The following is a 25,158-nucleotide window of genomic DNA, read 5'->3' as shown; positions in this document are numbered from 1 at the left end:
TGCGATGGTGGCGGTGGGTGCGGGTGAGGAGCAGGTGCGTCCGTTGCTGGTGGCGGGGGTGGATGTCGCGGCGGTGAATGGTCCTGCGGCGGTGGTGCTGTCCGGGGATGAGGGGCCGGTGCTGCGGGTGGCGGAGGAGTTGTCGGGGCAGGGGTGTCGGACGAGGCGTCTGGCGGTTTCGCACGCGTTTCACTCCGCACGGATGGAGCCGATGCTTCAGGAGTTCCGGGAAGCGATCGCCGATCTGTCCTTCGCCGCTCCGGTGATCCCCGTGGTGTCCAACGTGACTGGGCGACTGGTGGACACGGAGGCGGTGTGTTCCCCCGAGTACTGGGTGGAGCACGTGCGCGCTGCCGTGCGTTTCGCGGATGGTGTGCGGGCGTTTGCCGACTATGGCGTCAGCACGTACCTGGAGTTGGCGCCGGACGCGGTGTTGTCCGCGATGGTCGGGGACTGTCTGGCGGAGGAGTCGGCCGAAGGGCCCGTGGTGGTGCCGTCGCTGCGGCGGGAGGGCGACGAGCCCCGTGCGCTGCTGTCCGCCGTCGCTCAACTGCACGTGGCAGGCGTACACATCGACTTCGGAGCGCTGTTCGGTGCCACGGCTCTGCCCGCCCAGATCTCGGATCTGCCGACGTATGCCTTCCAGCGGGAGCACTACTGGTTGGTGGGGGACGGGCGTGAAGCCGGTGATGTGGCGGCTGCCGGGCTGGCGGGGGTGGAGCATCCGTTGTTGGGTGCGGTGACGGAGGTGCCGGGGTCGGGTGAGGTGTTGTTCACCTCCCGGCTGTCGCTGGGTACGCATCCGTGGCTGGCGGATCACGTGGCTGCGGATGCGGTGTTGTTGCCGGGGGCGGCGTTTGTGGAGTTGGTGGTCCGTGCGGGGGATGAGGTCGGTTGCGGTGAGGTGGAGGAGCTGGTGATGGAGGCCCCGCTGGTGTTGGCGGAGGGCGAGGCGGTCCAGGTGCGGGTGAGTGTGGCGGAGGCCGATGAGAGTGGTCGGCGCGGCGTGCGGGTGTATTCGCGGGCAGAGGACGCCGGTCTGGGTGCTGCGTGGGTGCGGCACGCGACCGGGACGTTGTGCCGTGCGGATGAGATCTCCGCTGCCGACACGGGGTTGTCGGCGTGGCCTCCGGCGGGTGCGGTGGCGGTGGATCCGATGGAGGTGGAGGGCCTGTACGACGGTCTGGAACAGGTCGGCTATCGGTATGGGCCGGTGTTCCAGGGGGTACGGGCGGCGTGGCGGCTGGACGGCGCGGTGTACGCGGAGGTGGCGCTGCCGGAGGAGCATCGGGTCCGGGCGGCGGGGTTCGGGCTTCACCCGGCACTCCTCGACGCCGCCATGCACACCATCGCCTTCCACGACCGCGACGAAGCCGATGCGGAGCTCGTGTTGCCGTTCGCCTATCGAGAGGTGGCGCTGCACGCCCCCGGGGCCTCAGCGCTGCGGGTACGTGTGACACCGTCCGGCCCGAACACCATGTCCCTGGAACTGGCCGATGAGAGCGGTGCACCCGTGGCCTCGGTGGGCTCGGTGGTGTCCCGCCCGGTCAGTGCCGAGCAGTTGGGCACGGCGGCGACGGCGGACCGGATGTTCCGCGTCGCATGGGAGGAGCTGCCGGTTCGGCCGGACGGTACGACCGTACCGCCCGTGGAACCCGTAACGGTGGGCGACGCCGAGGACGTACGCCACCTGGCCTCGACGCCGGAGACATCCCCACCGGACGTGCTGCTGCTGGACCTCGGCGGCGATACAACCGATGTGCGGGAGCTGACCGGGCGGGTGCTACGGGTCGTACAGGCGTGGCTGGCCGAGCCCTCATTGGCGTCCAGCCGGCTGGTCGTGGTGACGCGGGGTGCCGTCGCCGTCCGGGAGGCCGATCCGGCCGATCCGGCAGCGGCCGCCGTATGGGGTCTGGTGGGGTCCGCGCAAGCGGAGAACCCTGGGCGGATCCTTCTCCTCGACATCGACGGGGCGACGATACCCACCGCGTCGCTACCCGCACTGCTCGCCGGTGACCAGCGTCAAGTGGCCCTACGCGATGCCATCTGCTTCACCCGGCACCTCACTGATGCCGCTGCCGTGTCCAACACCAGTCCGGGTGGTTTGGATTCCGGCGGGACGGTGCTGGTCACGGGTGGTACGGGGGCGTTGGGCGCGGTGGTGGCGCGGCATCTGGTGGCCGTGCACGGGGTGCGGAGTCTGGTGTTGGCCAGTCGGAGCGGGCCCGAGGCCATCGGTGCCGCCGAGTTGGAGGCGGAGCTGGTCAAGGCGGGGGCACGGATACGGATCGTCGCATGTGATGTGGCCGACCGCGACGAAGTGGCCGGGCTGCTGGGCGCCGTCCCAGAGGACGCTCCGCTGTCGGCGGTGGTGCATACGGCCGGTGTCCTGGATGACGGTGTGCTGACCGCGTTGACCCCGGAGCGTATGGACGTGGTGTTCCGGCCGAAGGTGGACGGGGCGCTGCATCTGCATGAGCTGACCCGGGACCTGGACCTGTCGGCCTTCGTCCTGTTCTCCTCCGCCGCCGGCACCCTGGGCAACGCCGGGCAGGGCAACTACGCCGCCGCCAACGCCTACCTCGACGCGCTGGCCCATCAGCGCCGGGCCCAGGGGCTGCCCGCCGTGTCGCTGGCCTGGGGCATGTGGCGGCAGGCCGCCGGTACGGGGATGACCGGCCGCCTCGGCGATGCCGACCAGCGCCGTATGACACGCGGGGGTGTCGCCCCCTTGTCCCCGGCCGAGGGCATGGAACTCTTCGACACCGCGCTGCGTACGGCCGAACCCATGGTCCTCCCCCTCAAGCTGGACCTCGGCGCGCTCCGCGCCCAAGCCGCCGGTGGGGTGGTCCACCCGCTGCTGCACCGGTTGGTCCCGGCGCCCCGCCGAGCCGCTGCCCCTCGGGCCACGGCCGATCAGGGCCTGGTGACCGGCCGACTGGCCGGGGCGACCCCCGAGGAGCGGGAGCGGATCCTGCTGGACATGGTGCAGCAGGAGGCCGCCCGGGTTCTGGGACACTCGGCGGCCACCACCCTCGACCCCGATGTGCTGTTCACCGAGATCGGTCTGGACTCGCTCATGGCGGTGGAACTACGCGATCGCCTGGCCAAGCGCACCGCGTTGCGGCTGCCTCCCAGCTTTGTCTTCGACCACCCGACGCTCCGGATGCTGGCCTGGCAACTGCGGGACGAGCTGGAGAAGGCGGACGCGGACGCTCCCCCCGGATCCGCCCCGGCCCTGGAGGGCGAGGCCCCGGCCCCGGAGGGCGAAGCGCCGGCCCCGGAGGTCAAGACCCCGGCCTCCGAGGCCGAGAACCCGGCCCCCGAGGCTGCCCCGGCCCCCGGAGCCGCCCGGGAGTGACTCCGCCCAGCACACCCGGTTCAGCCGGACCGGCCGGCACCGACCGAAGCGGCAAGAAAGGGATCGCACATGTTCAGCACGGACACGTACCTCGCGCATCTGGGGTTCTCCCAGCCGCCCGCCCCCACCCTGCCGAACCTGCGGCAGTTGCACCGCAGCCATCTGATGACGGTCCCCTACGACACCAACCACACGCACCGCCTCAGCGCGGAGAACATGGCCGACATCGACATCGACAAGGCGTTCGCGGCCATCGTGCCGACCGGCGACGGTGGCATGTGTCTGGAGCTGAACACCCTGTTCGCCCGGCTACTCCGCGAGCTGGGCTACGACCTGGACGTCATCAGCGGAGGTACGTATCTGCCCGGTGACACCTTCGCCCCCGACCCCGAACACATGCTGATGCTCGTCCGAATCGAGGGGCAGGAGTGGCTGGCCGACGTGGGACACGCCGGTCTGTGCTTCACCGAGCCGCTGCGCCTGTCCGAGGAGGAGGTGCAGTGGCAGTACGGCTGTGCGTTCCGGCTGATCCGGCGGGACGGCTATCTCGTGTTGCAGGCCAAGACCCTGGACCACGACTGGCGCACCACCTATCGCTTCACCACCGAGCCCAGGACCTATGACGCCTGGACCGGTGTCGGTGAGGGCAATGGCCCGGCGATCCTGGCGGCGATGCGCCGGCGCAGGCGCGCCATCGACAAGGGGCAGGTCTTCCTCACCAACAACATGTTCACGATCGTGGAGGACGGCCATGAGAAGGTCACCCTCCTCGTCGATCCGGACCAGCGCGCCCAGGTGCTCGACACGTACTGGGACGGTCGCGACTGACCGAGCCGATGCCGCCACCCCCGTCCCGGCCCGTAGTCCGTCCCGGCCCGCCGCCGACGACCAGCGATGAGAGTGATGATGCGCCATGAAATTCGGCTTGCTGTACGGGGCCCAGCTGCCCCGCCCCTGGACCCAGGACTCCGAACACCGCCTGTTCAAGGAGATGTTGGAGGAGATCGAACTGGCCGACCGGCTGGGCTTCGACCATGTGTGGTGCCCTGAGCACCACTTCCTGGAGGAGTACTCGCACATGTCCGCGCCCGAGGTGTTCCTCGGTGCGGTCAGCCAGCGCACCAGCCGCATCCGCATCGGCCACGCGGTCGCCCTGATGCCCCCGGGGTTCAACCCGACGGCACGGGTGGCCGAGCGGATCGCCACATTGGATCTGCTCTCCGACGGACGTGTGGACTTCGGCACGGGTGAGTCCACCACCCCCACCGAGCTGGGCGGCTTCGGTGTGGAGCGCTCCGTCAAACGGGATCAGTGGGCGGAGGCGGTGGACGCCGTCGCCCGTATGTTCGTCGAGGAGCCCTTCGCCGGGTGCGAGGGAAAGTACGTGTCCGCTCCCATCCGCAATGTGCTGCCCAAGCCGCGGCAGAAGCCACATCCGCCGATGTGGATGGCCTGCGGAAACCGGGACGCGATCCGCATCGCGGCCACCAAGGGCCTCGGCGCCCTGAACTTCTCCTTCTTCGGACCGGCGGAGACCAAGAAGTGGGTCGACGCCTACTACTCGGGCATCGAGTCGGCGGACTGCGTGCCCGCCGGGTTCGCGGTCAACGCCCAGATCGCCGCGACCATTCCGATGTTCTGCCACGAGGACGAGACGACGGCGGTGGAGCGTGCCGTCGACGGCGTCCAGTTCTTCAACTTCGGCCTCGGTTTCTACGCGGGCTTCGGCACCGCCGCACCGGGCCGCACCCGGCTGTGGGAGGAGTTCCAGCGCGACCGCGACAAGCACGGCATGGGCCGTTCCTCCTTCGGCAAGCCCGGTATGCCACTGGGCAATCCGGCCCGGGGCGCGGTGGGCACCCCGCGCCAGATACGCGACTTCCTGCGGCTCCACGAGGAGGCCGGACTGGACCAGGCGATCTTCCTCGTCCAGGGCGGCGGCACCCGGCACGAGCACATCTGCGCATCGCTGGAGCTCTTCGCCAACGAGGTGATGCCGGAGTTCAAGGAGCGCGATGAGACCGCCGAACGGCTGAAGGCGGCCCGGCTCCGGCCCGCCATCGACGCCGCCATGGCCCGGCGCGAGCCGCCACGGACGGCCGACCCCGACTACATCATCCCCGCCCGGAGCCAGAGCTGACACCACAGCTGACACGGCATCGACATTGGCCCAAGCAGAAGGAGGACGTGGTACCGCCATGGCTGACACCCCCGAAGAAGAACTTCGCATCCTCGACCCGCAGACCGTCGCGCAGGAACTGCGCAAACACGGCCCGCCGCGGCAGATCACGATGAACGGCACCACGGCGTGGCTCGTCTCCCGCTACGAGGACGTCCGGGACTGTCTCGGACACCCCGGAATGAGCCCTGCCGCCGCCTACGCCGCCTCCCAGGGCCAGACCACTCCGGTGAGCGGGCTGTTCGAGGACACGCTGCCCGGCACCAATCCGCCCCAGCACACCCGGCTGCGCAGGCTGCTCGCCAAGGCGTTCACCACCCGCAGGGTGGAGAGCCTGCGGCCGCGGGTACAGCAGATCACCGACACACTGCTGGACCGGATCGCCGTCGACGGCCGGGCCGATCTCGTCACCGCGCTGGCCATCCCGCTGCCCATGCAGGTGATCTGTGAACTCCTCGGCGTGCCCATCGCCGACCGTACCGAGTTCCACCAGTGGGCCGATCTGATGCTCATGCCCCCGCTGGACCCGGACACGGCCGCGCGTTCCCAGGACGCCTCCGCCAAGCTGTGGGCGTATATGGAGGACCTCGCCGAGGCCCGGCGGAAGGCCCCCGAGGACGACCTGATCAGCGATCTGATGTCCGCACACGAGGACGACCGGCTCAGCCATCGCGAGGTGGTCGCCACCGCTCGGATGATGTTGATTGCCGGATACGAGCTCACGGGCAGCTTCATCAGCAACGCGGTCTTCTCGCTGCTGTCCCAGCCGGACCAGATGGAGCTGCTGCGCAAGGACCCCGAGCTGGCCGGGCGCGGCCTGGAGGAGCTGCTCCGGCACGCCGGGCCGGGCATCCTCGTCGTGCGTTTCGCCAACGAGGACGTGGAGATCGGCTCCGTACCCATCCGCGCCGGCGATCAGGTGCTCCTGGACATGGACGCCGCGCACTCCGACCCGGCACACTTCACCGACGGCGAGCGGCTGGACCTGACCAGGGAATCCGCCGCGCATCTCCAGTTCGGCCACGGCATCCACTACTGCATCGGTGCGCCACTGGCCAGGGTGGAGGGGCAGATCGCCCTGGAGAGCCTGGTCCGGCGGTTCCCCCACCTTCGGCTGGGCGTTCCCGCCTCCGAGATCGGCCACAGCAAGAACCCGTTCATCCGCTCGCTGACCGCGCTCCCCGTCGAGTTCGAGGCTCAGCAGCCCGCGGGCGCGGGGTGATCGCGGGACGGCGTCGGATCGGCCAGGCCGGTGACCCGCATGGTGATGTTCAGCCGTCCGGACTTCAGTCCGGTGGCCGGGTCGCCGGTTCCCGGCAGGATCTTGGGGACGGCGTGATACGCGTAGCGGGAGGCGCCGCCGAAGACGAACAGATCGCCGGAGGCGAGTTCGAGGTCGGTGTACGGCTTGGTACGGGTCTCGGTGTTGCCGAAGCGGAAAACGCAGCTGTCGCCGATGGTGAGCGAGACCACCGGGGCGGCTGACCGCTCGTCCTTGTCCTGGTGCATGCCGAGTTTCGCCTCGGCGTCGTAGAAGTTGATCAGTGCGGTGTCGGGGGTGTAACCCTCACCGGCCGTCTCGTCGTCGTATGCGTCGGCCAGGGCACTACGGCCCAACTCGACCATCCAGTCCGGGAATTCGGCGACCCGCGCGCCGTTCACATCGTCGGCGGTGCGGGTGTACGCGTAGGGCTGCCAGTGCCAGCCGATGCACACCGTCCGCACCGACATGACGCCCCCGCGCGGCAGCTTGGTGTGCCGGATCGGGACCGGGCCGGTGGCCCAGCCCCGGCAGGCGATGACCAGCTCCCGCTGCTGCTCGAGGCTGAGCCAGCCCGGCACATGGACGGCGCCGGGGGCCACCTCGAGACGTGGGCGGGGGATCAGGGCGTTCATACGGGGATCCTCCGCGAACGAGGAGTGGATGAGAGACATCAGGTGGCGTCGTGGAAGACCAGCCCCAGCGCGTGGCGCCGCCCGGACCGCACCGTGCTGACCCCGTGCCGCATGACCCCGGCCGACCAGCCGCGCTTGGTGGCCACGGGGCGGTCACGGGTGGTGAAGATCAGACCGTGCCCCTGCTGGAGGACGGTCGTGGTGCCCCGGGACTGGGCCCGGGGCCGCTGCTCGACCAGCAGGAACTCCCCGCCCGTGTAGTCCGTGCCGTACGCGTCCAGCCCGATCACCACCTGGAGCGGGAAGAGCATGTCGCCGAACACATCCCGGTGCAGTGCGTTCCAGTCGCCGGGGCCGTATCGCAGCAGGATCTGCGCCGAGCGCTCCTGACCGGCCTCATGGCACATGGCCAGCCACTTCTCGAGGCTGTCCGGCCAGGGCGCCGGGCGGCCGAGCCGCTCCGCCCAGTCACGGGCGATGGTCAGCAGCCGCGGATAGAGCGCGGCGCGCAGCTCGGCGACCGGTTCGGGCAGGTCGTGGGTGAAGTAGCGGTACTGACCCGAGCCGAAGCGGTGGCGGGCCATGTCGATCGTGCTCCGGAACCGCTCGTCCCGCTCATAGAGCCCGGCGACGCGGGCGCACTGCGCGGGGGTCAGCAGCCGTGGTGTGAGCGCGCATCCGTAGGTGTCCAGCTCCTCGGCCAGCTGTGTCCAGTCGGCCGCGGCCACGCGCTGGTGGAGGCGTGCGGTGTCGGTCGTGGTGCTCATCGGTGTGCTCCGGGTTCTCCGGGGTCCGGGAAGGGTCGGTACGGGCCCTCAGGATGTCTGGAGGGCGCCTTCGTGAACGAGGAGCCGCTCCTTGCGCTCCAGCCCGCCCGCATAGCCGGTCAGTGCGCCAGTGGCGCCGATGACACGGTGGCAGGGCCGGACGACCAGCAGCGGATTGCGGCCGATCGCGGTGCCGACGGAGCGGACCGCCGTGCGCGGGGCGCCGATCTGCCGGGCGATGTCGCCGTAGCTGACGGTGGTGCCGTACGGAATGGACTCCAGCGCCTGCCAGACCCTGCGCTGGAACTCCGTACCGCCCGCGACGCACTCGATGTCGAAGCGGGTGAGCTCGCCGTCGAAGTAGGAGCGCAGCTGGGAGACGATCTCGGCGAACGCCTCGGCGTCCTCGCTCCAGCCGTCCTGGACGACGGCTCCGCCCTTCTGCCCGGGCACGGACAGGGAAACGAGCGCGGTACCCCCCGTCGCGGTGGCGGACTTCTCGCCCACCAGCAGCAGCTCGCCGAGCGGGCTGTCGATCGTCGTGTGGACCGTCATGGCCGTGGTCCCTCTCTTCTTCTCGCCGTTCTGTCTTGCGCTGCTCCCAGCATGCGTCCTTCGGACAAGGAAAGCTGGCGGGATTCGGACATGGCGTTTCGGGCGTCCGGCGCCCCGTGTCCGGCGACCGATGCCCGAGTCCGGCGCCCGCGCCCCCGTGTCAGCGGATGCCGATGCGCCCGTTCGAGAAGTGGCCGAGCGCCTGGTTGATGTCGCTGAGGGGCTCGCGGAGGGCGTAGACGGCGAAACCCAGCCGGGTTCGGCCCTTCCAGGTGCGGCGCATGCGCGTGCGGGCCTCGGGCTGGTCCAGGCCGCTGACTCCGGGGGTGGTGGCGGACACGCCGGGGGTGAGGTCGACCCGGACCGAGGTGAGGCCCTGGCCCGTGATCCGCACCTGGGCGATCGCGGACCAGGGGAGGACGACGGGGTCGGGGGCGGCGTCGATGGCGCAGCGCAGGCCGTCGGGGGACAGGCGCATCGCCACGGGGGACACGGCCTTCACCGCCCAGGTCCGCTTCAGGCGCCGTAGGGCGGTGAACCGGCGCCTGGCGTCGTAGAGGAAGAACACCGCCGGCCAGGCGAACACCAGTACCCAGAGCTGGGAGGCGCTGGGGCCGAGGGTGGCGAGGAGGAGGGCCATGGCCGCGATGATGACGGCGGCACCGGCCACCCCGGCCCACGCGGCCACCGGCAGGGTGCGCAGCAGGGAGGCCCGTACGCGGGACACCGCCTCGGGGTCGGACGTCACGATGTACTCCTGGCGGCCCTGTCCCTGGTGCATGATCACAGTCTCGATCACCGGGGTGGGGAAAGCCAAGCCCTTCCCCGTTGGTTGTCTGCCGGGATTGCCGACTCCCTCCAGTGGGCGAGGAGTTGCCGGGACGTGTGTGGTCTGCCGCCGCTCAGCGGCCGTCCAGGGGTGTCTCGGCCCAGATGACCTTGCCGTACGGGGTGTAGCGGGTGCCCCAGCGCTGGGCGTACTGGGCGACGAGGAACAGTCCGCGCCCGCCCTCGTCGGTGGTCGCGGCGCGGCGCATATGGGGTGCGGTGCTGCTGCCGTCGGAGACCTCGCAGACCAGGCGGCGGTCGCGCAGCAGTCGTATGTGCAGGGGAGGGGCGCCGTACCGCAGGGCGTTGGTGATCAGCTCGCTGATGATCAGCTTGGTGGTGCACACGGCGTCCTCCAGACCCCACGCCCGTAGCCGCCGGGCACAGGCGGCGCGCAGCGGGGCGACCGCCGCCGGGTCGAACGGCACATCCCACTCGGCCACGTTCTCCGGGCCGAGCAGGCGGGTGCGGGCCACCAGCAGGGCGACATCGTCGCTCGGGCGGGGTGGCAGGACGGTCTGGAACAGGCTCCGGCAGGTCTCGTCCGGGTCGAGGTCCGGCTCGGCCGCGAGGGCGCGGCGCACCAGGTCCAGGCCGGTGTCGGTGGTCCGGTCGTGGCCTTCGAGGAGACCGTTGGTGTACAGCACCAGGCGGCTTGCGGCGGGCAGCGAGAGGCCGACCGCCTCGAAGCGCTCCCCGCCCAGGCCCAGGGGCGGGGAGACCGGCACCGCGGGGATGTCCACGGTGCCGTCGGGGTGGGCCAGGACGAGACCCGGATCGCCGGCCCGGGCCACGGTGCAATGGCCCGACACCGAGTCGTGGATCGCGTACAGGCAGCCGGTGCCCGTGATGCGGGTGCCGTGCGCGTCGGCGTCGTGCTCCAGGTCGAGACGGGTGACCAGCTCGTCCATATGGGACAGGAGTTCATCCGGCGGCACGTCCCGGGCCGAGAAGTTCTGCACCGCCGTGCGCAGCCGGCCCATCGTGGCCGCGGTGTGCAGGCCCTGCCCGGCCACCTTCCCGACCACCAGCGCGACCCGGGCGCCGGGAAGGGGAATCACATCGAACCAGCTTCCGCCCGTCCCGCCCGGCGAGGGCAGATAGCGGGCCGCCGCCTCCACGGCGTCCTGATCGGGCAGACCGCCGGGAAGGAGGGTGCGCTGAAGGGCGGTGACCATGGTGTGTTCGCGGGTGTAGCGGCGGGCGTTGTCGACGCATACGGCGGTGCGCACGGCCAGCTCCCCGGCGATCGCCAGATCCGTTTCGTCGAACGGCGCACGGTGTCGGGCCCGCCAGAAGGTGGCGAGGCCCAGGGTGACACCGCGGAACCGCAGCGGAACGGTGATCAGTGAGTGGACCCCGTGGTCGAGGAGGCGCCGGGCCTCTCCGGCCGGCCATTCGCCGGCACTGGTCGGATCGGCCTGGAGGAGGACGGCCGCTCCGGTCCGCACGGCCCGGCTCTGCGGTGTGGAGGGGGTGTAGACGACCCGCTCGCCCACGCGGAAGAGGGGGGCTTCGGCGGGTGTCCCGCCGACGGCGGTCCGGTGCGGTGCCAGGGGTTCGTACGGCGGCTCGGGCTCCTCGCCGCGCAGTACGGGGTCCAGCAACTCGACGGCGGCGATGTCGGCGAACCGGGGCACGGCCACGTCCACCAGCTTCTCGGCGGTGCCCGTCAGCTCCAGGGTGGAGCTGATCCGCACACCGGCGTCGGACAGCAGCTTCAGCCGCTCGCTCGTCTCCACCGCCCGGTCCGAGAGCACCCGCAGCGCGGTGGTGTCCCGGAGCGTCACCACGCTTCCGGCGGGGGCGCCCGCACGGCCCGTGGACCGCATATTGACCGACAGCAGCCGCTCGCCACAGGGGTGCACCTCGTCCGTGACGTGCCGTTCCGACGTCAGCAGCTCTGTCAGATGGGGTTCGAGGCCGAGCGTGCCGACGTGGCGCCCCTCCGCGTCCGGGGCCAGCCGGAGCAGTTCCCGGGCCTCGTCGTTGACGAGCAGCAGCCGCCTGTCCGCCGTCAGGACCAGCACTCCTTCGCGGACCGAGTGCAACACCGCGTCATGGTGTTCGTACATCCGCGTCATCTGCGCGGTGCCCAGGCCGTGGGTCTGCCGCCGCACCCGCCTGTTCAGCAGCGCCGCCCCGCCCGTGGCCAGGACCAGCGCCCCGGCGCCGCTGCCGATCAGCATCGGCAGCCGGCGGTCCACCGTGCGGTGCACGCTCTGGATCTTGACCCCGACCGACACTCCGCCGAGGAAGGTGCCATCGGCCTTGGTGACGGGGACCGCCGAGACGACGGACAGGCCCTGGCTGGCCCGGAAGGCCTGCGAGATCGTCTTTCCGCGCAGTTCGTCCCGGACCAGCCCGGTGGGTCCGATGATCCGCTTGCCGATCAAGGGGGTCTCGGGGTGGGTGAGGCGGATGCCACGAGTGTTGAACACGACGACACTGTCGACGCCGGACCGCTTCCGTGCCGCCTCGGCATGCGACTCCAGTGCCGATGTCGGCTTCTCGCCGCTCATGGCCCGGGCCATGCCGGGCGAGTGCGCGAAGGTCTCGGCGACCGCGAGTGATCGCCGATGGGCGTCGAGCGTGCTGTGAGCCCGGGCATCAGCGACCACGGCCACCACCGCGGCGGTCACCAGAACCAGGATCAGCAGAAGCTGAAGGACGAACGCCTGCCCGGCGACGCTGCGCAGATACGGCAGGGACTCCAGCCGCCGCCGGGCCGGACGAGCATGTCTGCTCATATCGGCATTTATAACACCCCGCCTGTCGTGGTCGGCGGGGAGTCCGCGGCATCGCTTGATCGATCAGTGTGCCGATCAAGGGTGGTCCACGATGGCGCGGGGCCGGTGGGTTACGCGTCCGCCCGGCCACGGGCACAATGAGGCGGCTGGACCAACTACCGCCCCTTTCAAGGAGGTTCGGGTGAGAACAGCACGCCGTACCAGAAGACGTGGTCGGTTCGAGTTGATCGCCGCGGTGTCCGGTCTGTTCGTCACGGCGGCCCTCGCGACGGTCGGCACGAGTGCGGCCGCTTCCTCCGCGTCCACCGCCACGTCCCCGTCCGCGTCAACGTCCCGGTCCGCGTCAACGTCCCTGTCCGGTGCCGCCTCGGCCGTGGAGTCCCTGGATGTCCCGGGCACCGCCTGGACCGTGGACGAGCGCACCGGAACGCTGCGTGTCCTCGTCGGCTCCACGGTCCGGGACGCCGACCTGGCCAGGATCGACCGCACCGCCGAGCGCTTCGGCGGCGCCGTCGCCGTCGAACGGCTCGGCGGCCCGCTGCGGACCCTCCTCTCCGGTGGCGACGGGATCTACTCCTCCACGGGGGTGCGCTGCTCCGCGGGGGTCAATGTGCAGAGCGGCGCCACGTACTACTTCGTCACCGCCGGCCACTGCGCCGATGGCAACGCCACCTGGTACACCGGCTCCGGCACGACCACCCCGGTCGGCCCGACGACCGGTACCAGCTTCCCGGGCAACGACTACGGCGTCGTCCGGTACACCAACACGGCCGTTCCGCACCCCGGGACCGTGGGTACCGTCGACATCACCGGGACTGCCACCGCCCACATCGGCCAGCAGGTCTGCCGCCGGGGTGCCACGACCGGTGTCCAGTGCGGTGTGGTCACCGCGCTCAACGCGACCGTCAACTACGGCGGCGGTGACATCGTCTACGGCCTGATCCAGACCAATATCTGCGCCGAGCCGGGCGACAGCGGTGGTCCGCTCTACGCGGGCGACAAGATCATCGGCATTCTCTCGGGCGGCTCCGGGGACTGCGCCTCCGGAGGCACCACCTACTACCAGCCGATCCAGGAGGCATTGAGCGCCTACGGCCTCACCGTCTACTGACACGGCCCGCGCGTCACAGGCCGTGGCGGCGGTCGCCCAACACCGCTTCGCAGACCCGCGACTCCACCTCCGCGGAGAACGCCACCTCGTCGCGGGCCCGGGCCGCGGCGACCGCCTGCCGGGTCTCCTCGGTGATCAGATCCGCGTTGATATGGGCGCCCGCGGTCGCGCCCGCCGCCGCGGCGGCACCCACCTGGGCGGACAGATCGGTGACATTGCCCGCGACCCACACCCCGGGCACATCGGTGCGGCCGGTCGCGTCCGATGGGATGTGCTCACCGGCGCCACTCGGATGCTCCACCGGCCGCAGCCCGAGCGCCGCCAGAAAACCGGTGCGCGCCACCATCCGGGACGCGACGGCCAGGGCCTCGCGCTTGACCACGTCGCCATCGCGCAGGCGCACCCCGACGAGACGGTCCTCGACGAGCTCCAGGGACGCCACCTCGCCGTCCACCACGCGGATGCCACGGGCGGCCAGCTGCTCCGCCTCCTCGCCGGTCGGCACCGGCGAGGTGTGGGAGAAGAAGGTGACGTCCTCGCTCCACTGCCGGAAGAGCATCGCCTGGTGCACCGACAGCGGCCCGCTCCCCAGTACGCCGATGGCCTGGTCGCGGATCTCCCAGCCGTGGCAGTACGGACAGTGCACCACATCCCGGCCCCACCGGGACCGCAGCCCGGGGACGTCGGGCAACTCGTCGACCAGTCCGGTGGCCAGCAGCAGCCGGAGCGCGCGGACGCTCCGGCCGTCGGTCAGGGTCACCCGGAACCCGGTGTCCTCCCGGGCCACGGCGCCCACCTCGCCGGACACCACCTGACCGCCGTAGCCGCGGACCTCGGCCCGGCCCCGCTCCACCAGCTCGGCCGGGGGGATCCCGTCCCGGGCCAGCAGCCCGTGCACCCCGGAGGCCGGGGCGTTGCGCGGGGCGCCCGCGTCGATCACCACCACCGAGCGCCGCGCCCGGGCCAGCATCAGCGCCCCGCTCAACCCCGCGGCGCCACCGCCGATCACCACCACGTCGTAGGCGTTCGCCAGCTCATCGGTCACCTTGACCACCTCCACGGCCCACCATGCGAGCCCGTCCCGGAATGAGGCAAACTGCCTTGCCGAGATGGCAAACGACGGCCGGCTCAGCCCCGTCTGCTCAGGCCGTGGAGGTGGTGCCGCGTCGGCGGGCGATCGCGCCCATGAGGAGGTCGACGGCCAGGAAGGCGGCGAGCGGGATGCCGAGAAGGGGCAGGTAGTAGCCGATCACGGCGATGACCACGGCCAGGGGGAGGAGGGCGTACACCGGCACCCGTCGCCACGCGCCGCGCGGGATCGGGCGCCCGAACGCGGAGGCGCGGCCGCGCTGCCACCACATGCGGTAGCCCCAGACGATCAGGAGGATCAGGGTGAGCGCGAGAGCGGCCAGGGCGATCTGGTTGACGATGCCGAAGAGGTTTCCGGTGTGGAGGTCGATGCCCCAGCGGGTGAGCTTGGCGAGCACCGGATAGTCGGCGAACCGCTGGACGTCGGTCACCTCGCCCGTGGCCGGATCGATGGCCACCGAGTCCTGCTTCTCCGGCCAGCTGCGCTGGATCTGACTGACGACGTACGCACTGCCCGGCTCGGCGGGCGGCACGATCTCGACGGGGTTGTCCAGATCCTTGGCGCGGGCGGCCTCGAGGACGGTGTCCAGACCCACATCGGCGCTGTGCCCGGCCTTCTCGCCCGTACCGCCCATGTCCATCCCCGGCATCGAGCCGGAGCCCGAGTGGTGTCCGGCGTGTTCGCCGCCGCCGACGGTGGCCGAGACGGCCGGGGTGGTCTGGCCGATGGCGGTGCGCAGGTCCTCCACGTTGGCGCCCGCGTAGGTGGACCAGGTCAGACCGGTGGCGGACAGGAACAGCAGCCCCAGCGCCACCCACAGCCCGGCCGCGCCGTGGAAGGACATGGTGCGCCTGCGGCCGGTGGCGGCGCGCTCGGGCAGGACGACCGCCCGCAGTGTGCGCTGCTTACGGCGACGGCTGAGCCAGAGCACCACACCGCCGAGCGCGATGACCCACAGCCAGCTGGCGGCGAGTTCGCTGTAGAGGCGGCCGGTCTGCCCGAGGTGCAGATCGCGGTGGAATTCATCGATCCAGGTGCGCAGCGGAAGGGCGCCGCTGGAGCCGTACTGCTCCAGCGCCCCGCGCACCTTCCCGGTGTACGGGTCGACGAAGACGGCCAGCGTGTGGTCGGGATCGACCCCCTTGACGCCGGAGAGCAGCACCCGGGTGGTGGCGCCGTCGTCGGGGGAGGGCCGTACGGCGCTGATCTCACCCTCCGGGTGGGCCTTGCGCGCGGCTGCCACCTGCTGGGAGATGGGCAGTTCGCGATCGCCCACGGGGACGCGCAGCTCATGTCCGTAGACCAGCTTCTCGGCCTGGAACGATCCGGCGTACAGCAGCCCGGTCACGGCCGCGACCAGGAGGAACGGCGCGACCAGTACGCCTGCGTAGAAGTGCAGCCGGAGCACCAGCGGGCGCAGGGCGGCCCAGACGGACCCACCCGTCCCGGACCCACCCGGCCCGGCCCCATCGGGTCCGGTGGCGGGGTGTTGCTCCTTGTCGGGGGCATCGTCCGGGGAGTCGCCCGTGGCCGGGGCGAGGGGTTCAGCGGACATCGACGACTCCTGGTTCGGGGGCGGCGGCGGGAGGCGGGCGCATCGCTGGCAGCGCCGGTTGAGTCGTCGGAGGGACAGGTGGATGAGTTCCGGGCATCTTCTGTGAGCTGGCTCACAGGGGTCAGGTGGAGGCGGTTCACCGGCCGCGCTTGTCACCCGCGTGATGAAGATTGAGCCACTGTCACGCACACCGGCCACGGCTGGCACCATGGCTGCCATGTCCGCCGGGCCCCCCTTCCGCCTCGCACGAGCCGCAGTGTTCGCGGCGGTGTGCGTCGTGGTGACGGCGCTCGGACACTCGCTGATGTCCGGTGACACCCTGCCGGTGTGGGCCGTGGCCGCCGCGTTCGCCGGGACGACGGCCGCCGCGTGGTGGGTCACCGGGCGCGAGCGCGGTGCGCTGGTCGTGACCGGTGCGACGGTCGTCGCGCAACTCGGCCTGCACATGGCGTTCCGGTTCGCCGAGGCGACAGCCGCCCCCATGGCGGGAAGCGCCACGGGCGACGGGCGGCCGGGGATGCGGGACATGGGCGCCGCCTCGATGAGCGGCGCCGCCATGGGCCATATGCACCACGGCGCGGACGCGATGTCCGCCACCGCGCCATCCATGGGTCATCTGCCGTGGCCCTGGGCGGGTCCGGGCGGGCCGGGCATGGCCACCGCCCACCTTCTCGCCGCGCTGATCTGCGGATGGTGGCTGTGGCGCGGTGAGCGGGCCGTCTTCAGGCTCGGCCGTGCGCTCGCGGCCCTGCTGTTCGTCCCGCTCGTCCTCGCCCTGCGCATCCTGGGCGCGGGCGCCACTCCGCTGCCCGCGTGGCCGTCCGCACCGGCCGTCGCCCGCCGGTTGCGCGGAGTCCTGCTACGGCACGTCATCCTCCGCAGAGGGCCACCGGCGCGGTTCGCCGTCTGCTGAACCGCCCGTCCTTCCCCCGCTCAGAGCTGGGATCCGCCCCGAGTCGGGGCGAGCGCTGGTGACGGGCGGAGTACCGGCGCCTGTCCGGCGTCGGCCCCATCCGTCGGCACCGCCGGCCTCTTGCCGCCCCGCCGCGCCCTCGGGCGGCCGGTGGCGCATACCGGTGTGCCGTTCACCGCCTTCCGAAGGACGTTTGACGATGCCTTCCCCTACGCTGTCCGCCGCGCCGAGAAGAGCGGCCGTGCAGCCCGTCGCCGTGCCCGGGCACGGCTTCGCCACCGCGGCGAACGACCGCCAGGTCACCGAATGGGCGCTGGCCGCCCGTGACGGCGACCGTGACGCGGTCGACCACTTCATCCGCGCCACCTACCGCGATGTGCGCCGTTTCGTACTCCATCTCAGCGCCGATCCCCACGGCTGTGAGGACCTCGCCCAGGAGACGTATCTGCGGGCGCTGACCGGGCTGTCGCGCTTCGCGGGCCGCTCGTCGGCCCGGACGTGGCTGCTGTCGATCGCCCGCCGTGTGGTCGTCGACCGCTACCGCATGGCCGCCGCCCGTCCCCGCACCCTGGACGCGGAAGACTGGCAGGAGGTGGCCGAACGGGCGCAGCCCGTCGGGCTACCCGGGTTCGACGAGGGGGTGGCGCTGATGGATCTGCTGGCGGCCCTCGCCCCGGCCCGCCGTGAGATGTTCCTCCTCACCAAGGTGCTCGGCCTGCCGTACGCGGACGCCGCCACCGCCACCGGCTGCCCCATCGGCACCGTACGTTCCCGTGTGGCTCGGGCCCGCGAGGACATCAACGCACTGCTGGCCGCGGCGGAAAAGGCGGCGGAACCGGTGCGGTTGGCGGGCTGAGCCCCGAGCGATGGCGCGGGGCGCGGTGGGCGGCAGGACATCAGCGGCCGCCCACCGAGCCCCGGACGTCACCGCCTGCCCGGCTGGTGACGCCCGGGTCCTGTGCGGGGACCGGACGGACCTACGGAACCGTCAGCGACAGCAGTTCGGACGGCTTGTGCAGGATGACATCGGGCTCCGCCGCGAGCAGGCTCTTCTCGTCGGTCTCGCCCCACATCGCGGCCACGGCGGTGATCCCGGCCCCCCGCGCGCTGGCCAGGTCGGTCACCGCGTCCCCCACCATCACGGTCCGGTCGGGGTCCGAGCCCATGACCTCCATCGCCTTCAGCACGATGTCCGGCGCGGGCTTGGGCCGGGCCACCTCGTCGGAGCCGAGGATCACATCGAACTGCCCGTGGATGCCGAGGGTGTTGAGCAGCGAGCGCGCCCGCGGGCCGCTCTTCCCGGTGGCCACGGCGAGCCGCAGCCCGCGGTGGCGCAGCTCCGACAGCAGCTCGGGCACACCGTCGAACATCTCCACCAGGTGGGCGAGCCGGTAGCTCTCGCGGACGAACGGGCCCTCCATCTCCAGCGGCAGACCCATGATCCGCATGATGTCGGGGAAGTAGCGGCCCAGATGGCGGTTGTACTCCTCGAAGGGCGGCTCACCGTCGCCGACGACCTCGGCGTAGGCGAGGGTGAATGCCTCGCGCATCACCGCGAAGCTGTTGACGAGGACACCGTCGAGGTCGAAGACCACCGAGGTGACCGGGGCGATACCCGCGCCGGAGGGCGGGCCGCCGTGACTGATCGGATGGCTGGTCATTGAGCACTCCCGTAGTGCGGGCACGGCTGGTACGGCGGACCGCCGGTCCGGGTCTCGGATGCGGTCCGTGGAACTCGGTAGAACCCCGTGGCACGCGGACCGGAAAGCGGTCCGTGGAACGCGGACCGGAAAGTGCGGTCCGTGGAAGGAGATGACGACGGCGGAGCCGAGGAGGCGATGAGGGGGCGACCGGTGTCGGCGCGGCTCCGGTTCACACCGGTGCCGACTCCCGGACCTCCCGGGGCATCCGGGCCGAGGAGTAGACCCGTTCGATGGCGCCGATGGTCCGGCGGACCTCCTCGATCACCCGCCCCCGCCCCGCCGGGTCGCGCAGCTGTGCGGGAAGCATGTCGAGCTGCCGGTCGTACTCGGTGCCGATCGGTTCGGTGGGTACGGCCACCGGGCGGGTCGTACCGTCGACGGTGCGGGTCAGAGTGGACCTCTCGACCCGGTTCGGGCTGAATCCGAAGGTGCAGCGCAGGGTCGCGCTGCCGCCGCTGCCGTCGACCGTGACCCGGGTGGTGTCCAGCTCCTCGTGCGAGGCCCAGCTCGCGTGCAGCACCACCGAACGGCCGTCGTCGGTGATGAGGAACCCGCGGGCGGTGTCCTCGACATCGGTGGCGCCCTCGGTGGTGCCCGGGAGCGCCGGGCCGCCGTCATCGCCGCGCCACGCGGCCCGCGAGGACCCCTGGGTGATGAAGTCGGAGGACACGGTGCCGATGGCGTGCCGGAACGCGGCGGTGCCCAGCAGCGGAACCGCGATGTCGAACAGATGCCAGCCCAGGTCGACCAGCGCCCCGCCGCCCGCGAGCGACCGCTGGGTGAACCAGCCGCCCCGGTCGGGTACGCCGCGCGCCCGCACCCAGGCGAGTTCGACATGGCGGATCTGGCCAAGCCGGGCGGCGATCCGGTACAGCCCGCTCATATCGGCGCGGTAGCGCGCCGCGCTTCCGGCCAGCAGCACCGCGCCACCGGAGCGCTCCGCGGCGGCCAGCCGCTCGGCCTCCTCCGAGGTCAGGCACACCGGCTTCTCCAGGAACACCGGAATCCCCTTGGCCAGCAGCTCGCCGGCGACCGCGCAGTGCAGATGGTTGGGCACTGCGACCACCGCAAGATCCACCTCGGCGGGATCGAGGTCATGGACCGCCGCCAGTACCGGTAACCGGTCCGCGCCCGCCGCCTCGGCCACGGCCGCGCGGCCGCGCTCGTCGGGATCCACCGCGGCGGTCACGGTGAAGGCGGGGTTGCGGAGGAGCCGGGGCAGCCAGATCGAGCGGGCCGCCCACCCCAGCCCCACCAGGGCGGTCCGGATCGGCGTCTCGCCGATATGCCGCGGGCCGCTCATGAGTCCGCGAGTACATCGGCGACGACCGCGGCCACTTCGTGCATCTGCTCCTCGCTGCCCAGCAGCACCCGGTGGTGCAGCCAGACGCAGTCGCGGGTGAGGGCCTCGGAGTGCGGGCAGCGGCGGGCGAGTTCGTCCACCGTCAGATCCGGCGCCGCGACCTCCCAGAAGGCGGCCGTACGGTAGACCGCGCGGAAGGCGACGAACGCGGGCACCCCGCGCTCGACGAGCACGTCGACGACCTTGGCGCGGCGCTCCTCCGTGATGCCCGGCACCCGGAACATCGCCATGTAGTGCGGGTTGCGGTCGCCGCGGTCGTCGCGCGACTGCGGTACGACCCCGGGGATCTCGGCGAGCAGCCGGTTCAGCACCGGCCAGCGCTGCTCACGCGTGGTGATCTGGTCCTCGAGACGGGCGAGTTGGGCGCGCAGCACCGAGGCGGAGAACTCGTTCAGCCGGAAGTTGGAGCCCGAGGTGCGGTGGAAGTAGCCGCGGTCGGTGCGCGGACGTCCACAGCTGTGCCGGACGAAGCCCTTCTCGTACATCTCGGCGTCGGGGAAGAGCACGGCGCCGCCCTCACCAGCGGTCATCAGCTTGCCGTTCTGGAAGCTGAACGCCGCGACCGAGCCCAGCTCACCGACCCGCTTGCCGCGCCAGCGCGCCCCGTGGGCGTGGGCCGCGTCCTGGATCAGCGGCACCCCCGAGTCGGCGGACAGCTTGTCCAGCGCGTCCATGTCGCACATCTGACCCGCCATGTGCACCGGCATGATCGCGCGGGTCTTCGGGCCGATGGCCGCCTCGACCGCCGACGGATCGATGCAGTACGTGTCCGGGTCCACGTCCACCGGAACGGCCACCGCGCCCAGCCGCTGTGCGGCCTGCGAGGAGGAGATGAAGGTGAACGCGGGAACGATCACCTCGGAGCCGGCGCCGACGCCGAGCACCTCGAGGGCGAGCTCAAGCGCGTGCGTCCCGTTGGTGACCGCCAGGGCGTGCTCGCTGCCGTGGGCCGCGGCGAACTCCGCCTCGAAGGCATCGACCTCACCGCCCCCGATACGCCACCACTGCCCCTGATCCAGGGCCCGGATCAGGGCCTCGCGCTCCTCGTCGCCGTACTGCGGCCATGCGGGCAGCTCGGATCCCAGTCGCACATCATTGCTCATGATTTCCCTACTCCCTTAATGCGTTATGGAGGCAGGTCCGCGGCGGACGCATTAGCACGCTAACCGGACGGCGGGCGAAACGTCATTCCCCCTCAGGGCCCCCCTATAGCCCCCTTAAAAGCGCGGTTGACCAAACTCCCACGCCCAGGCCAAGGGTGCCGTGCTATAAATGGCACTTCCATGATGAGCCGCTGTAATTGAGCCGATCCCACATGGTGAGGTGCGCAGTGAGCAGGCTGTTGTTGGTGAACGGACCCAATCTCGGCATCCTCGGGAAGCGCCAGCCCGAGATCTATGGCACGGATACGTTGCAGGACATCGAGCGCTGGGTCGGCGAAGAGGTCGCGGAGCGCGGCTGGAAAGTGGATTCCTACCAGTTCGACGGCGAAGCCGAGATCATCCAAACCATTCAGGGGAACTACGACACGGTTGGCGCCATCATCAATCCGGCCGCCCTCATGATGGCCGGATGGGGCCTCAGGGACGCACTGGCCAACTATCCGCGGCCCTGGATAGAAGTGCATCTGTCGAATGTCTGGGCCCGTGAGCAGTTCCGTCATGAATCGGTGACCGGACCGCTGGCCGCGGGCGTCATCTTCGGGCTCGGCGCCATGGGCTATCGGCTCGCCGCACGCGCCCTGCTCGAAAAGGTGCCGGACTGAGCGCCCGCCACGCCGCCACTCCACACCGCGAAGGCTGACGAGCCGGGAGGCGACCATCAGTCATCTGGGAATCGACGTGGGCGGCACCAAAGTGGCGCTGCGTCTCGAACACGACGATCTGAGCATCCGCGAATCCTCCTTCCGCTGGGCGGAGCCAGACGGTACGGACGCCATCACATCCGGCGGCGCCACCCGCGACCTGGAACTGCTCGCGCGGCACATCGGGGAGTTGTGCGAGCCCGGGCGGCTCACCGGCGTCGGGGTCGCGCTGCCCGCCACCCTCGACGCCACCGGAACGGTTACCGCCTGGCCCGGCCGCCCGGGCTGGACCGGAGTGGATCTGCGGGGCGCGCTGTCCGCGCTCTTCGGCGAGGCCGAGGTGCGCTGCGCCGACGACGGTGATCTGGCCGCCCTCGCCGAAGCACACGAAGCGGGCTGCCCCGATCTGCTCTACCTCGGCGTCGGCACCGGGATCGGCGGTGGCATCGTGCTGAACGGAAGGCCCGTCCCCGGCGTGGGCCGCGGCTCCTGCGAGGTCGGCCACCTGATCGTGGACCGCGACGGCCCGCTGTGCGACTGCGGCCGGCGCGGCTGTGTCCAGGCGGCCGCGTCGGGCCCGGCGACCCTGCGCCGGGCGGCGCGGCGGCGGGGCGAGGAGGTGGCCTTCACCGCGCTGCGCGAGGCCGTGCGGGACGGCAAGCAGTGGGCCGTGGCGGCGCTGCGGGAGAGTGGCCGGGCCCTGGCCACGGCCGTGGCCGGAGTGTGCGAGCTGGTCCGTCCCTCGCTCGTGCTGATCGGCGGAGGGTTCGCCGCGGCGATGCCGGAGCTGGTGGCGATGGTGGCCGAGCGCACGACGGCGCTGGAGCGCCCGGGGCATCCGCTGCCACCGGTCCGGGCTGCGACACTGGGTGGGCTGTCCTCACTGCACGGCGCCGTTCTGCTGGCCAGGGGGCTGCCGGACTGATCCGGCCGTCCCTTGACCCTCACACCGTGTCAGGCGCTGAACTCGGAGCCATCATGTTCACCATCGGAGACTTCGCCCGGCACGGCCGCGTCTCGGTCCGGATGCTGCGCCACTACGACGCCACCGGACTGCTGCGCCCGGCCCATGTCGACCCCGCCACCGGATACCGCTTCTACTCGGCCGCCCAGCTCAGCCGGCTGAACCGGATCATCGCGCTGAAAGAGCTCGGCTTCACCCTTCAGCGGGTGCGGGACATCGTGGACGACAAGGTCGGTACCGAGGAGCTGCGCGGCATGCTGCGGCTGCGGCGGGCCGAGCTGGAGGCCACGGTGGCCGCCACGGCGGCACGGCTGGCGCAGGTCGAGGCGAGGCTCCGGTCGATCGAGAGCGAGGGGCACATGCCCACGAACGACGTCGTCATCAAGAACCTCCCCGCGGTGCGGGTCGCGGAGCTCACCGCGACCGCCGCCGGTTTCGACCCCCAGGACATCGGCCCGGTCATCACACCCCTCTACGACGAGCTGTTCCGGCGCCTGGACACGGCGGGCATCACCCCGACGGGCCCCGGTGTCGCGTACTACGAGGACGCCCCGGAAGGCGGTGGCGCCGTGACCGTCCACGCCGCCATCCAGGTCTCCGCCCCGCTCCGGGACGGTGAGGACCTGAGGATCCTCGATCTGCCGCCCGTCGACCAAGCCGCGACCATCGTGCACCGTGGCCCGATGGACGCCGTGGTGCCCACGGCCCAGGCCCTGGCCCATTGGATCGACGGCAACGGCTACCGGTCGGCCGGCTACCCCCGGGAGATCAACCTGGAGTGCCCGGAGAACCGCGACGAGTGGGTCACGGAACTCCAGGCACCGGTGGTCCGGGTGTGACGGCCGGGCCGTAGCGGGACCACGGGCCCGGTCGAGGTCAGGAAGCCTGTGAGCGGCTCCTTCTGCGGGGGCGGCCCGCCCCGGGCGGTTCGGTGCGCGGGTCCGCCCCCAGCTGCTTCAGCTGTTCGAAATCGGCCGTGTCCATCTTCTCCAGGATCTCCAACTGCCTTGCCAGGGCGTCGGTTTGGCCCTCAACGTCGTCATGCCGTCTGAGCGCGGCCGCGGTGGTGATGTGGAAGCGGGCCAGGGCCACCTTCAGGCTGCGGCTCTCCAGGATCATCCGATAGCGGGTCTCCTCCGCCAGCGCGTCCTGCACCGATCGGACCGGCCGGGCGAAGAACAACGTGACGATCTGCCCCACCCCGAGCGCGCCGAGCACGGCGGGGCTCTGCCACCCGATACGGTCCGGGAGGAAGACCCCGACGAGCGACAGCAGAAGCGCGCTGGCCAGCAGACACGTGCCCAACCCCAGCAGGAACTTGCTGGCGAAGCCCACCGTGTGCTGCGCTCGCCGGAGGCGTTCGGCGGTCTGGATGCGATAGTCCCGCATCCTGGCGTCCTCGTAGGACAGGATGCCCTGCTTGTCCTGGATGTACGAGGAGTAGCCCACGAACTCCGCGTCCCCGCCACGGGACAGCGGCCGGTCGTCGTCCGGCCGCGAGCCCAGGAAGCGGGCCAGCTCCGCCAGACCGATCATCACCTCGGTGTGCAGCACGCGCTGGCAGAAGTCCAGGGCCATCAGATGGCGCTCCAGGGTCCTGCTGGCGGTGAGCGCGTCCGAGACGACGAGCTGCCGCACGTCGTAGCGGGAGCGGATACCGGTCAGCAGCAGCTGGACCTTGATGTCGGTGAGGACACCGATCACCACGACATGCGTGGTCTCCTGCCGTCCGTCACCCAGCAGACCGTCCAGCAGCGTCGTCAGCGGCGCCGGTTCGCTGAGGTCGGGACGTCCGCCGGAGCTGTGCTGGAAGTCGAAGAGGGTGTTGGACCGCACATGGTGGACGCGGAGTTTCCCGCCCCAGCCGTCCTCGGCGGCCGCGGGCGCGCGCAGATCCGGGGCCAGCACGTCCGTGAGCCCGTCGACGTAGGCCGCCCCCCAGGTGCCGGCCTCGCAGTGCGCCCCGTACTGTCTGCGCTCCAGGTCGTACGCCTCTCCCGGGACATGCCAGTCACGGATGTTGATCAGATGCAGGACCCCGTCCCCGTGTCCGCGCATCCGGGAGCCCACGGTGGCGTCGAGGAAGCGGGCCAGTGGCGAACGGCGCAGCTCCGCCTCGGACAGAACCCGGCGGTGGCCTTCGGTGCGGAGGGGCGCACCGCTCTCGCTGTCCAGCAGCAGCTTGGAGACCGCGCTGTCGGGCAGGGACAACTGGCAGTCCAGGTTGAGGAAGAAGTCGTTCTGTAGACACTGTGTGATGAGTATGTACTGCGACGGTGCCGTCGGCTCCATCGCCACCCCCCGTGGGTCTCCGTGTGT

The 25,158-nt window shown here is 71.2% G+C and carries 21 protein-coding genes; 10 read left to right on the top strand and 11 right to left on the bottom strand.

The window, feature by feature from the left end:
- The 4 genes from ABD329_RS13525 to ABD329_RS13510 form a co-directional block, all read left to right on the top strand.
- Positions 1-3,361, top strand: a 3,361-nt coding sequence (locus tag ABD329_RS13525; RefSeq protein WP_344316385.1) for a type I polyketide synthase, incomplete at its 5' end; no start/stop codon positions are given.
- Between the two features lie 69 nt (positions 3,362-3,430).
- On the top strand, positions 3,431-4,189 hold the full coding sequence (locus tag ABD329_RS13520; RefSeq protein ID WP_198278835.1) for an arylamine N-acetyltransferase family protein: 759 nt from the start codon (positions 3,431-3,433) through the stop codon (positions 4,187-4,189).
- Between the two features lie 85 nt (positions 4,190-4,274).
- On the top strand, positions 4,275-5,501 hold the full coding sequence (locus ABD329_RS13515) for an LLM class flavin-dependent oxidoreductase (protein ID WP_198278836.1): 1,227 nt from the start codon (positions 4,275-4,277) through the stop codon (positions 5,499-5,501).
- Between the two features lie 58 nt (positions 5,502-5,559).
- Positions 5,560-6,762: a cytochrome P450 gene (locus tag ABD329_RS13510; RefSeq protein ID WP_198278837.1), complete on the top strand. Its 1,203-nt coding sequence runs from the start codon at positions 5,560-5,562 to the stop codon at positions 6,760-6,762.
- Here the strand turns inward: ABD329_RS13510 and ABD329_RS13505 are convergent.
- The 5 genes from ABD329_RS13505 to ABD329_RS13485 all read right to left on the bottom strand — a co-directional run bounded on the left by ABD329_RS13505 (position 6,738) and on the right by ABD329_RS13485 (position 12,336).
- A complete protein-coding gene (locus ABD329_RS13505) occupies positions 6,738-7,436 on the bottom strand; it encodes an alpha-ketoglutarate-dependent dioxygenase AlkB family protein (protein ID WP_198278838.1) in 699 nt (232 codons plus the stop codon). The two genes, ABD329_RS13510 and ABD329_RS13505, sit on opposite strands and share 25 nt — an antisense overlap.
- A gap of 38 nt (positions 7,437-7,474) precedes the next feature.
- A complete protein-coding gene (locus ABD329_RS13500) occupies positions 7,475-8,203 on the bottom strand; it encodes a 2OG-Fe(II) oxygenase (protein ID WP_198278839.1) in 729 nt (242 codons plus the stop codon).
- Between the two features lie 48 nt (positions 8,204-8,251).
- A complete protein-coding gene (locus tag ABD329_RS13495; RefSeq protein ID WP_198278840.1) occupies positions 8,252-8,758 on the bottom strand; it encodes a methylated-DNA--[protein]-cysteine S-methyltransferase in 507 nt (168 codons plus the stop codon).
- 160 nt (positions 8,759-8,918) lie between these two features.
- Positions 8,919-9,539, bottom strand: a complete 621-nt coding sequence (locus ABD329_RS13490; RefSeq protein ID WP_198278841.1) for a hypothetical protein — start codon at positions 9,537-9,539, stop codon at positions 8,919-8,921.
- 121 nt (positions 9,540-9,660) lie between these two features.
- The gene (locus tag ABD329_RS13485) at positions 9,661-12,336 is read right to left on the bottom strand and encodes a SpoIIE family protein phosphatase (RefSeq protein WP_198278842.1); all 2,676 of its coding nucleotides are present in this window, start codon (positions 12,334-12,336) and stop codon (positions 9,661-9,663) included.
- Positions 12,337-12,517: 181 nt separating this feature from the next.
- Between ABD329_RS13485 and ABD329_RS13480 the strand changes: the two genes are divergently transcribed.
- Entirely contained in the window at positions 12,518-13,447 is a 930-nt protein-coding gene (locus ABD329_RS13480) for a trypsin-like serine protease (protein WP_198278843.1), read from the top strand.
- Between the two features lie 13 nt (positions 13,448-13,460).
- Here the strand turns inward: ABD329_RS13480 and ABD329_RS13475 are convergent, their stop codons facing one another.
- Both ABD329_RS13475 and ABD329_RS13470 read right to left on the bottom strand, forming a co-directional pair.
- Positions 13,461-14,492, bottom strand: a complete 1,032-nt coding sequence (locus tag ABD329_RS13475) for an NAD(P)/FAD-dependent oxidoreductase (protein WP_198278844.1) — start codon at positions 14,490-14,492, stop codon at positions 13,461-13,463.
- Between the two features lie 97 nt (positions 14,493-14,589).
- Positions 14,590-16,092 (bottom strand): PepSY-associated TM helix domain-containing protein, encoded by a 1,503-nt coding sequence (locus ABD329_RS13470; RefSeq protein WP_344316382.1) that lies wholly within the window; start codon positions 16,090-16,092, stop codon positions 14,590-14,592.
- A gap of 217 nt (positions 16,093-16,309) precedes the next feature.
- Between ABD329_RS13470 and ABD329_RS13465 the strand changes: the two genes are divergently transcribed.
- Complete coding sequence (locus ABD329_RS13465) at positions 16,310-17,005, top strand: hypothetical protein (protein WP_246618727.1); 696 nt, start codon at positions 16,310-16,312, stop codon at positions 17,003-17,005.
- A gap of 199 nt (positions 17,006-17,204) precedes the next feature.
- Entirely contained in the window at positions 17,205-17,861 is a 657-nt protein-coding gene (locus tag ABD329_RS13460) for a sigma-70 family RNA polymerase sigma factor (RefSeq protein WP_214665231.1), read from the top strand.
- A gap of 121 nt (positions 17,862-17,982) precedes the next feature.
- On the opposite strand, the gene ABD329_RS13455 is transcribed toward ABD329_RS13460, so the two are convergent.
- The 3 genes from ABD329_RS13455 to ABD329_RS13445 all read right to left on the bottom strand — a co-directional run bounded on the left by ABD329_RS13455 (position 17,983) and on the right by ABD329_RS13445 (position 21,174).
- On the bottom strand, positions 17,983-18,666 hold the full coding sequence (locus ABD329_RS13455) for an HAD-IA family hydrolase (RefSeq protein ID WP_198279135.1): 684 nt from the start codon (positions 18,664-18,666) through the stop codon (positions 17,983-17,985).
- A gap of 211 nt (positions 18,667-18,877) precedes the next feature.
- Positions 18,878-20,011: a Gfo/Idh/MocA family protein gene (locus ABD329_RS13450; protein ID WP_198279134.1), complete on the bottom strand. Its 1,134-nt coding sequence runs from the start codon at positions 20,009-20,011 to the stop codon at positions 18,878-18,880.
- Positions 20,008-21,174 (bottom strand): DegT/DnrJ/EryC1/StrS family aminotransferase, encoded by a 1,167-nt coding sequence (locus ABD329_RS13445; RefSeq protein ID WP_198279133.1) that lies wholly within the window; start codon positions 21,172-21,174, stop codon positions 20,008-20,010. Before ABD329_RS13445 ends, ABD329_RS13450 begins: the two co-directional genes overlap by 4 nt.
- Before the next feature lie 212 nt (positions 21,175-21,386).
- Between ABD329_RS13445 and ABD329_RS13440 the strand changes: the two genes are divergently transcribed.
- The 3 genes from ABD329_RS13440 to ABD329_RS13430 all read left to right on the top strand — a co-directional run bounded on the left by ABD329_RS13440 (position 21,387) and on the right by ABD329_RS13430 (position 23,678).
- Positions 21,387-21,836, top strand: coding sequence for a type II 3-dehydroquinate dehydratase (locus ABD329_RS13440; RefSeq protein WP_198279138.1), 450 nt, complete (start codon positions 21,387-21,389; stop codon positions 21,834-21,836).
- Between the two features lie 76 nt (positions 21,837-21,912).
- Positions 21,913-22,800 (top strand): ROK family protein, encoded by an 888-nt coding sequence (locus tag ABD329_RS13435; RefSeq protein ID WP_309142811.1) that lies wholly within the window; start codon positions 21,913-21,915, stop codon positions 22,798-22,800.
- A gap of 53 nt (positions 22,801-22,853) precedes the next feature.
- Positions 22,854-23,678: a MerR family transcriptional regulator gene (locus tag ABD329_RS13430; protein ID WP_198279132.1), complete on the top strand. Its 825-nt coding sequence runs from the start codon at positions 22,854-22,856 to the stop codon at positions 23,676-23,678.
- A 37-nt stretch (positions 23,679-23,715) separates the two neighbouring features.
- On the opposite strand, the gene ABD329_RS13425 is transcribed toward ABD329_RS13430, so the two are convergent.
- Positions 23,716-25,131, bottom strand: coding sequence for a hypothetical protein (locus tag ABD329_RS13425; protein WP_344316381.1), 1,416 nt, complete (start codon positions 25,129-25,131; stop codon positions 23,716-23,718).
- Positions 25,132-25,158 lie beyond the last annotated feature (27 nt).

It is taken from the genome of Streptomyces javensis, assembly GCF_039525925.1.
GTDB classification, from domain to species: Bacteria; Actinomycetota; Actinomycetes; order Streptomycetales; family Streptomycetaceae; genus Streptomyces; species Streptomyces asiaticus.
This window is presented reverse-complemented; position numbering and strand designations above follow the sequence as displayed.